Raw genomic sequence first — 9,762 nt, 5'->3', positions numbered from 1 at the left:
ACGATGTCCGACTCCCGTTCCGCTCTCCCGCCCCGGCTGCGCCTCATCGAGGTCGTCTCGGCCGGCTGGATCTCCGCCGCCGTCTCGGCGCTCGCCGAGCTCGGCATCGCCGACCATCTCGACACCCCGCGCACCGCCGCCGACCTGGCCGCCCGGGCCGGCGCCGACGCGGACGGCCTCAGCCGCTTCCTGTACGCGGCGGCGGCGGCCGGTGTCCTCGACGCGCACCCGGACGGCACCTTCTCGCTGACCGAGGTGGGCGAGGTGCTGCGCACCGGCCACCCGGAGGGGATGCGGGAGATGTGCCGGCTGACCGGCATGGAGGAGTTCGCGCGGGCCTGGGCGAAGGCCGCGCACACCGCGCGCACCGGGGAGCCCGCCTTCGACGCCGCGTACGGCAGGCCGCTGTTCGCGCACATGTCGGACCCCGACCACGCCGACTTCTCCGGGGTGTTCCACCGCGCGATGGCCGAGTCCGCCGCCGGGCGCTCGGTCGGGTCGCGCTACGCGTTCCCCGAGGGCGCGCGGGTCGTCGACATCGGCGGCGGCCGGGGCGCCATGATCGCGGGCCTGCTGACCGCGCACCCGCATCTGACGGGGACGGTGTTCGACCTGCCCAACGCGGTGCGGGGCGCGGACAAGCTGCTCGCGGACGCCGGGGTCGCGGGCCGGGCCACGGTGGTGGCGGGCAGCTTCTTCGACGAGGTCCCGGCCGGCGGCGACGTGTACCTGCTGTCGCGGGTCATCGGGAACTGGAACGACGAGGACTCCGTGCGCATCCTGCGGCGGGTGCGGGCGGCCATGCACCCCGGGTCCCGGCTCGTCGTCGTCGGCCACATGCCGACCGACGAGGACCGCACCCACTACGTGCGCGCCCTGGACCTGTACATGTTCGTGCTGCTCCAGGCGCGGCTGCGGACCCCCGAGCAGTACCGGGAGCTGTTCGCGCGGGCGGACCTCGAACTGTCCTACAGCGATCTGCGGCCCGACGAGGAGTGCCTGATCGAGGCCCGCCCCGTCTGATCCGCCCCCTCGCCCCTCCCCGCCCCTCCCCCGGCACCCCGGAAAGGACTCCCATGCAGGACGGCTTCGTTCCCTGGCCCGGCCCGTCGGCCGAGCGGTACCGGAAGGAGGGTTACTGGCGGGGCGAGCCCCTGGGACGGCTGCTGCGGGTGGCGGCCGGGCGGTACGGGCCGCGCACCGCGCTGGCCGACTCCCGTACCCGGCTCACCTTCGCCGGTCTCGACACGGGCGCCGACCGGATCGCGTCCGGCCTGGCCCTGGCGGGTGTGCGGCCCGGTGACCGGGTGCTCGTGCAACTGCCCAACCGGACCGAGTTCGGGGTGCTGCTGTTCGCGCTGCTGCGGCTCGGCGCGCTGCCGGTGCTCGCGCTGCCCGGGCACCGGATCAGCGAGCTGCGGCACCTGTGCGACCTGGCGGAGGCGGTCGCGTACGTCACCGCCGCCGAACTGGAGGGCGAGGACCACCGGCCCACCGCGCGCGCCCTCCTGGAGCAGTGCCGGTCGCTGCGGCACGCGGTGATCGTCGGTGAGGCCGACGACAGCGGGCTGACCACGCCGTACGCGGCCCTGGACCGGGAGCCGGTGGAGCTGGCCGAGCCCGATCCGGCGGGGCCCGCGCTGCTGCTGCTGTCCGGGGGCTCCACCGGGCTGCCCAAGCTGATCCCGCGCACGCACGACGACTACGCCTACAACGCGCGCACCATGGCCGCCGTCTGCGAACTCACCGCCGACGACGTCCACTTGGTGGTCCTGCCCATCGGGCACAACTTCCCGCTGGCGTGTCCGGGGCTGCTGGGCGCGCTCGGGGCGGGCGCCGCGACGGTGCTCGCCGAGAACGCCAGTCCGCCCGAGGTGTTCCCGCTGATCGAACGGGAGCGGGTGACGGTCACCGCGCTGGTGCCGCCGCTGGCCGCGCTGTGGTCGCGGGCCGTGGAGTGGGACGGCTCCGACCTCTCCAGCCTGCGGCTCGTGCAGGTGGGCGGCGCCCGGCTCCCGGAGGAGACCGCGCGGCTGCTGCCCAAGGCGCTGGACTGCCGGCTCCAGCAGGTGTTCGGCATGGCGGAGGGGCTGCTGTGCGCGACCCGCCTCGACGACCCCGAGGAGGTCGTGGCGACCACCCAGGGCCGTCCCGTCTCCCCCGCCGACGAGGTCCGGGTCCTCGCCGACGACGGCACCGACGCCGGGGACGCGCCGGGCGAACTCCTCACCCGCGGCCCCTACACGCTGCGCGGCTACTACCGGGCCCCGGAGCACAACGCCCGCGCTTTCACCCCCGACGGCTTCTACCGCTCCGGTGACCTGGTCCGGCGCACCCCGGACGGCGGCCTCACCGTCGTGGGCCGGGTGAAGGAGCAGATCAACCGGGCCGGCGAGAAGGTCTCCCCCGAGGAGGTGGAGCAGCATCTGCTGGCCCATCCGACGATCGCCCAGGCGGTGGTCGTCGGCGTGCCCGACGCCGTGCTCGGCGAGCGTGTCTGCGCCTGTCTGCTGCTCGCCCCGGACGCCGCCGCGCCCGGCCCGGACGTCGCGTCGCTCGGCGCGTTCCTGCGGGAGCGCGGGCTGGCCGCCTTCAAGTGGCCGCAGCAGGTGGAGACGGTCGCGTCGTGGCCGCTCACCGGCGTCGGGAAGATCGACCGCCGGGCGCTGACCGCGCTCGCGGCGGACCGCTGACCCGTTCCAACACCCCCCACCGGCAAGGGAGTTCCCGTTGTCCTCCGTCACCTCTCCGCTCCGCTACGACCTGTTGTCCCGCCCCCTGTCGGGCGAGCCGATGGCCGCCGCCGTCCGCGTGGCCCGCCGGGCCCACGACGAGCCCTACGTCCTGTACGAACGCCGGGGTGTGTGGTCCCTCGGCCTGGGGTCGGTCGCGGAGCTGACCGTCACCCCGTCGCTGGTCCGGCTCTCGGGCGCCGGCGGCGAGCGCACCGCCCCCTGGCGGGGCCACCCCGGCGACACCGTGCGGGACCTGCTGGCCGACCTGCCCGTCGAGGACTGGCGCGCGTACGGCACGGCGGCCTTCGAACTGTCCTACTGCGGCACCCCCGCCCTGGCCGACCTCGCCCCGGACACCGTCCTGCTGCGCCTGGTGGTGCCGCACACCGAGATCCGGATCGAGGCGGGCGCGGCGACGGTGCGCGCCCTGGACCTCGCGGACCCGCTGACCCGGGCCGCCGTGGCCGCGCTGGACGCGGCGGACCCGGCGGCTCCGGCAGCCGGGCCGGCGCTGGTCGGGGTCGACGTGGAACGCGACGAGAGCGACCTCTACCGCAAGGCGGTCGCGGGTGCCGTGCGGGAGATCCAGGACAGCGCGCTGCGCAAGGTGATCCTCTCCCGGGTGGTGCGGGTGCCGGAGCCGGTCGACCTGGTCGCGACCTACACGCACGGCCGGGCGCGCAACACCCCGGCGCGCTCCTTCCTGCTGCACCTCGGCGGGGAGCGCGCGGCCGGGTTCAGCCCGGAGATCGTGCTGTCCGTCGAGGCGGACGGCCGGGTGCGGACCCAGCCGCTGGCCGGCACCCGCGCCCTGACCGGCTCCCCGGGCGAGGACCGCAGACTGCGCGAGGAACTGCTCCAGGACCCGAAGGAGGTGTACGAGCACGCCGTGAGCGTCCGTACGTCCTTCGACGAACTGGAGGAGATCTGCGTGCCCGGCTCGATCCGGGTCTCGGAGTACCTGACCGTCAAGGAGCGCGGCACCGCCCAGCACCTGGCCTCCGACCTGTACGGGCAGCTCGCCCCGGGCCGCGACCGCTGGGCGGCGCTGGCCGCGCTGTTCCCGGCGGTGACGGCCTCCGGCATCCCCAAGCCCGAGGCGTACGACGCGATCCGCCGCCTGGAGTCGGAGCCGCGCGGCCTGTACGGGGGCGCGGTCCTCACGGTCGGGCAGGACGGCACGCTGGACGCGGCGCTGGTGCTGCGGTCGGTGTACCAGCGCGAGGACCGGACCTGGCTGCGGGCCGGTGCGGGGATCGTCGGGCAGTCGACGCCGGAGCGGGAGTTCACCGAGACGTGCGAGAAGCTGCGCAGCGTCTCCCTCAGCGTGGTGTCGGCCGCTGCGGTGCCGGCCGGTGCGGTTCCGGGCGGGTCCCGGCTCACCGTCGAGGTCATGCGCCGGGACATCGCCGAGACCCTGCGCCGCCCGGGCACCGAGATCGATCCCGAAGAGAGTCTGCTGGTCCAGGGCCTGGACTCGGTGGGGATGATGACGCTGGTGAGCAAGTGGAGCGCGTACGGCGTACGGCTGCGGCTCGCCGATCTCGCGCGGGCGCCCCGGCTCGGCGCGTGGGCGGAGCTGGTGCGGGACGCCTCGGCGGACTGAGCGCCGCCCTCACGCGGGGTGGTGGCGCCGGGGCCGCCCACGGCTCCGGTGCCACCACCCCTGGCCGGGCCGGGAGCGGGGCGGGCGAGGCCCAGGCGCCCGCCCCGCTCCCGGCCCTTCCCTCACACGGTGGTCGTGGAGTCTGCGGGCCCGGCCGGCGCCCGGGCCCGCAGACCGTCGAGGACCAGGGCGAGCTTGCGGCCGAACCAGGCGCGCGGCGCCGCCGTCACGACCTCCTCGATCAGCCCGCGCAGCCGCGGGTCGAGGAGCGGAGCGGCGGCGGCGACCCGGGTGCGCCGGTCCGGCGCGGGGGTGGCGGACCGGTCGGGCCGCGTCTGCGCGATGCGCCCCAGCAGGAAGGTGTCCAGGGTGAGTTCCCCGATCACGTCGACGGCGAGGACCGCGTCCTCGGGGGCGAACCCCAGGTCGAGCAGGTGCACCGCCGCGGCGTCGATCCGCCGGGTCAGCGCGGGCGGGGTCACGGGGAGCGCGGTGACCGCCTGGGCGAGTCCGGGGTTGCGGGCGTACACCTCCCACAGGGCCCAGGCGTGCGCCTCCAGGCAGCCGCGCCACTCGGCGGCCCCGGCGGGCTGCTCGGCGCACGCGAACTGGGCGTCCACGGCGTGGGCGAGCAGGTCGTCGCGGGTGGCGAAGTAGCGGTACAGGGTGGAGGAGCGCACCCCGAGGCGTTCGGCGACCGAGGAGACGGTGATGCCCTGGAACCCCTCCTCGGCGACCGCGTCCACGACGCGGCCGAGGTCCACCCGGGGGCGGCGCCCGGGACGTTTGCCCAGGCGCCCCCCGGTGTCCGGTGCGCTCACCGGGCGCCTTCCGTGAGCCGCCAGCCGTGGGTGCGGTCGCGGTCGTGCCAGAAGTCGGCGTACCGGCCGCCGCGGGCGAGGAGTTCGGCGTGCGTGCCGCTCTCCACGATCCGCCCGGCGTCCAGGACGACGATCAGGTCGGCGCGTACGACGGTCTGGAGCCGGTGCGCGACGACGACCAGGGTGCGCCGCCCGGCGAGGGACTCCAGGGTCTGCTGCACGGCCGCCTCGTTGGCCGGGTCGAGGGAGGAGGTGGCCTCGTCGAGCAGCATCACGGGCGCGTCCTTGAGCAGGGCGCGGGCCAGCGAGACCCGCTGGCGCTCGCCGCCGGACAGGGCGGTGCCGCCCTCGCCGACCCGGGTGTCCCAGCCCTGCGGAAGGCGGTCGACGATCTCGTCGACCCGGGCGAGCCGGGCGGCCTCCTCTACCTCCTCGTCGCTCGCGTCGGGGCGGCCGAGGCGGATGTTGTCGCGGATGCTCTCGTCGAACAGGTACACGTCCTGGAAGACCAGCGAGAAGTGGTCCATGAGGGCGTCGGTGCCCAGGGCGCGGACGTCGGTGCCGCCGAGCAGGACGGCGCCGTCGTCGACGTCCCAGAAGCGGGCCAGCAGCCGGATCAGGGTGGTCTTGCCGGAGCCGGAGGAACCGACGACGGCGGTCGTGGTGCGCGCGGGCAGCCGCAGGGAGACGCCGTCCAGGACGGTCTTCGCGTCGGCCTTCGCGCCGGGGGCGCCCTCGTAGGAGAAGCGCACGTCGCGCAGTTCCAGGGAGGAGTCGGCCGGCGGCGGGCCGGGCCGTTCGGGTTCGGGCAGCGGGCGGGCGGCCAGCAGCGTGTCGATCCGGGCCAGGGCGCCGCGCGCGCCGCGCAGGCTGCCGCCGAGTTCGGCCATGCCGGAGACGGGTTCGGCGAAGCGGACCACCAGCACCAGCAGGGCCACCAGTTCGGCGACGTCCACCGAGCCGTCGAGGCCGAGGACCGCGCCGACGACCACGAGGGCGGCGACCGCGAGGTGCACGACCGCGAGGAAGGAGGTGCGGCCCGGCGCCATGGCGGCGGACTGGCGGCGGGCGGCGGCGTCCTGTTCGGCGAGCGCCGACTCCAGCAGGTCCCGGCCGCGCTCGGTGCTGCCGGTGCTGCGCAGCACCGGCTGGGCGCGGACGTACTCCACGACCCGCTCGTTGGCCTCGGAGGCGGCCTGGTCGGCGGCTTCGTCGGCGCGCGCGACCGTGCTCATGGCCCAGCGGAAGGTGACGTACATGAAGGGTGCGCACAGCGCGGTGGCCAGGGCGAGGCGCCAGTCGAAGAAGGCCATGGCGGCCACCACGGTCAGCGGGGTCACCACCGCCGTGCACAGCGGCTGGAGCAGGTGGGCCACCATGCCCCTGACCTGGGGCACGCCCCGGGAGGCGAGCTGGCCGAGCCCGCCGACCTGTTCGCCGGAGAACCAGCCCAGCGGCAGGGCGGAGACGTGGTCGCCGAGCCGGTGGTAGAGGCGGTGGGAGGCGGCGAGGGCCACCTGGAAGCTGAGCATCTGCTGGACGTAGTAGGTGACCGCGGTCGCGAGGGCGACGCCGGTCAGGGCCCAGGCCCACGGCCAGGCCGCGTCCGTGTCCCCGGCGAGGAGCCGGCGCAGCACCGGGACGATCAGGACGAAGGCCACGCCCTGGAGGACGCTGTAGGCGAGGAGCACGGCCAGCTGGAGGGCGAGGCGGCGGCGCAGGGCGGGGCCGACCACCTGGAAGAGCTGTCTGATCACGGCCTCGCTCCGATCTGCTCCGCGCCGCGGACGTCGTCGTGGTCCGCGGCGGTGTGCCGGCGGTAGGTGGCCCACATCGAGGCGTACAGGCCGCCGGCGGTGCGGAGTTGTTCGTGGCGGCCCTGTTCGACGACGCGGCCCTCGTCGAGGACGATGATGCGGTCGGCGTCGACAACGCTGCCCAGCCGGTGGGCGATCACCAGCACGGTCCGGCCGACGACCAGGCGGGACAGGGCGCGCTGGACGGCCGCCTCCGACTCCGGGTCGGCGTAGGCGGTGGCCTCGTCCAGGACGAGGACGGGGGTGTCGGCGAGCAGGGCGCGGGCGATGGACAGGCGCTGGGCCTCGCCGCCGGAGAACAGGGCGTCCTCGCCGATGACGGAGTCGGTGCCGCGCGGCAGCCGGGCGATGCGTTCGTCGAGGGCGACCGCGGCGAGCACGTCGGCGAGTTCGGCGTCGGTGGCGTCGGGGCGGGCCAGGCGCAGGTTCTCGGCGACGGAGGCGCGCAGGAACCGGGCGTCCTGGAGGACGAATCCGACGTGCCGGTAGAGCTCGTCGGCGGCGATGTCGCGGACGTCGACGCCGCCGAGGAGGATCTGTCCGCTGTCCGGGTCGGCGAACCTCGGGAGCAGGCCGGCCAGGGTGGACTTGCCGGAGCCGGAGGGGCCGACCAGCGCGGTGACCGTGCCCTCGGCGAGGGTGGCGCTCACGTCGTGCAGGACGGGGGTGCCGGGTTCGTACCCGAAGGTCACGCCGCGCAGTTCCACCCGGTTCCCGGCGGGGGTCAGGGGGTGCTCGGGTTCGGGCAGGGGGGCCACGGAGAGGAGTTCGCCGACGCGGTCGGCGGCCTGGCGGGCGGAGCGCAGCGAGTTGGCGGCGAGGCCCACGACGAGGACGGGGGCGGCGAGGCCGAGGCCGAGGGTGAGGAAGGGGACGACGTCGAGCGGCTCGGCCCAGCCCTGGCCGACGAAGAGGGTGCCGGCGAGGGCGACGATCAGCAGGGTGGAGGCGGGTGACAGGAGGCCCGTGGAGATCGACTGGATGCGCATGATGGGGCCGTTGGCGGCGCTGAACGACTCCAGGTAGTCGTCGGCGGCTGCGGCGAAGCGGCTGTGGGCGCGGCGGGTCTGGCCGAACGCCTTCACCACGGAGATGCCCTGCACGAACTCCACGACGGCGCTGTTGAGCCGGCCCATCGCGGCGCCGATCGCGGGCATGCGGCTGCCGGCGACCTTCATCATCAGCCGGTGTCCGAGCAGGTAGCAGGGGATGCCGACGAGGCAGACGAGCATCAGCCGCCAGTCCACGAAGGAGAGGTAGACGATGGCGGCGAGCGGGGTGGAGACGGCGACCACGAAGTCGGGCAGCGCGTGGGCGACGAGGTAGTGCATGTCCTCGACGTCGTCCTGGAGGGTGCTCTTGAGGCGGCCGGCGCCGCGCTCGGAGATCCAGCCGAGGGGGGCGCGGGAGAGCCGTTCGGCCATGGACCGGCGCAGCCGCAGCTGCATGTCCATGTCGGCCCGGTGGGACAGGGACACGGCGATGCCGTGGCTGACGAACTGGACGACGACGGCGGCGACCGTCACCGCGACGATCGTCCACACCTCGCGCCGGTCCGGGTCGTTCCCGGAGAGCGCGACGGCGAGCCGGTGGACGGCGGCGAAGGGGACGAGGGAGGCGATACCGGAGACGGCCGCGAGGACGGCGGCGGTGACGACCCGGGGTCTGACCTCGGCGGTGAGCTCGGCGAGGGCCGGGGCCCGGCCGGCCGTGCCGGTGCCCGCCGGGGGGGATGCGCCGGGAGCGGCGGTGGACTCGTCGGGCATGCGGAAACTCCTTGGGAGGAACGGGGGTTCAGCGGGCGGCTATAGTTTGCAACAGGTCGTCATTAATAAGCAAGGCTACCCTTTCTCCAGGGGCTCCCATCGGCCCTCTCCATCGGTTTCTCCGGGAGGAACTCCGCATGACCCGACCGCTCGCGCTGCTCTCCACGACGCTGCACGTCGTCTCGGTACAGGACCTGACCCCGGGCATGCGGCGGGTCACGTTCGGCGGCGACGGCCTCGCCGGCTTCGTCCCGATAGCCCCCGACCAGCAGCTCAAGCTGTTCTTCGCCCGCGACGGCGGCCCCGTGGAACTGCCCGAGCCGCCCCGGGACGGCGCCGACGTGACCCGCTGGTACCAGGGCTATCTGGCCATCCCGGAGCACCGGCGGCCGTGGATGCGGACGTACACGGTCCGCCGCCACCTGCCCGGACAGCGCCGGATCGAGGTCGACTTCGTCCTGCACGGCGCGGAGCGCGACCGCGGCCCCGCCTCCCGCTGGGCGACGGTCGCGGCGCCCGTCGACACCGTCGGCATGTACGGTCCGGCCGCCACGCACCACCGCACGCCCGCCCCGGGCGCCGTACGGCTCCTCGTCGGGGACGAGACGGCGCTGCCGGCCATCGGGGCGCTGGTCGAGGATCTCGCGCCGGGCGAGCGCGCGCTGGTGTACGCGCAGGTCGCGGGGTCGGCGGAGGAGCAGCGCTGGGAGAGTCCGGGCGAGGTGGAGATCCACTGGCTGCACCGCGACCGGGCCCCGCTCCTGCCGGACGCGATACGCGCCGCCCGCCTCCCCGCGGACCCGCTCTTCGCCTGGATCGCGGGCGAGGCGTCGGCGGTCCGCGCGATCCGCCGCCACCTGGTGGACGAACGCGGCCTGGACCGGGCGGCGGTGGCGTTCGCGGGCTACTGGCGGCGGAACCTGACACAGGACGACGCCTTGACGCAGGACGACCTGACGGACCGGGCCGACGCCATGTGAGGGCTCCCGGTGCCCTGGGCCCCCCGGGGTCCCCGGA

At 75.2% G+C, this 9,762-nt stretch carries 7 protein-coding genes; 4 read left to right on the top strand and 3 right to left on the bottom strand.

What is annotated here, in order from left to right; translation table 11 throughout:
• Positions 1 to 3 precede the first annotated feature (3 nt).
• From PV682_RS12170 to PV682_RS12160, 3 genes are read left to right on the top strand one after another with little or no spacing between them, the layout of a single operon-like run.
• On the top strand, positions 4 to 1,023 hold the full coding sequence (locus tag PV682_RS12170; protein ID WP_319727866.1) for a methyltransferase: 1,020 nt from the start codon (positions 4 to 6) through the stop codon (positions 1,021 to 1,023).
• 53 nt (positions 1,024 to 1,076) lie between these two features.
• On the top strand, positions 1,077 to 2,693 hold the full coding sequence (locus PV682_RS12165; RefSeq protein ID WP_319727863.1) for a (2,3-dihydroxybenzoyl)adenylate synthase: 1,617 nt from the start codon (positions 1,077 to 1,079) through the stop codon (positions 2,691 to 2,693).
• A gap of 37 nt (positions 2,694 to 2,730) precedes the next feature.
• Positions 2,731 to 4,341, top strand: coding sequence for a salicylate synthase (locus PV682_RS12160; protein WP_319727861.1), 1,611 nt, complete (start codon positions 2,731 to 2,733; stop codon positions 4,339 to 4,341).
• A gap of 122 nt (positions 4,342 to 4,463) precedes the next feature.
• Here the strand turns inward: PV682_RS12160 and PV682_RS12155 are convergent, their stop codons facing one another.
• From PV682_RS12155 to PV682_RS12145, 3 genes are read right to left on the bottom strand one after another with little or no spacing between them, the layout of a single operon-like run.
• Complete coding sequence (locus tag PV682_RS12155) at positions 4,464 to 5,162, bottom strand: TetR/AcrR family transcriptional regulator (RefSeq protein ID WP_319727854.1); 699 nt, start codon at positions 5,160 to 5,162, stop codon at positions 4,464 to 4,466.
• Complete coding sequence (locus tag PV682_RS12150) at positions 5,159 to 6,919, bottom strand: ABC transporter ATP-binding protein (RefSeq protein WP_319727844.1); 1,761 nt, start codon at positions 6,917 to 6,919, stop codon at positions 5,159 to 5,161. Before PV682_RS12150 ends, PV682_RS12155 begins: the two co-directional genes overlap by 4 nt.
• Entirely contained in the window at positions 6,916 to 8,745 is a 1,830-nt protein-coding gene (locus PV682_RS12145) for an ABC transporter ATP-binding protein (protein ID WP_319727835.1), read from the bottom strand. The genes PV682_RS12150 and PV682_RS12145 overlap by 4 nt, the downstream gene beginning before the upstream one ends.
• A 137-nt stretch (positions 8,746 to 8,882) precedes the next feature.
• On the opposite strand from PV682_RS12145, the gene PV682_RS12140 reads away from it, so the two are divergent.
• Positions 8,883 to 9,725, top strand: coding sequence for a siderophore-interacting protein (locus PV682_RS12140; RefSeq protein ID WP_319727821.1), 843 nt, complete (start codon positions 8,883 to 8,885; stop codon positions 9,723 to 9,725).
• Positions 9,726 to 9,762: the final 37 nt, after the last annotated feature.

This window comes from Streptomyces niveiscabiei, assembly GCF_033794345.1.
Lineage (GTDB): Bacteria > Actinomycetota > Actinomycetes > Streptomycetales > Streptomycetaceae > Streptomyces > Streptomyces niveiscabiei.
The sequence above is the reverse complement of the archived record's forward strand: the minus strand, read 5'-3'. Positions and strand labels throughout refer to the sequence as shown.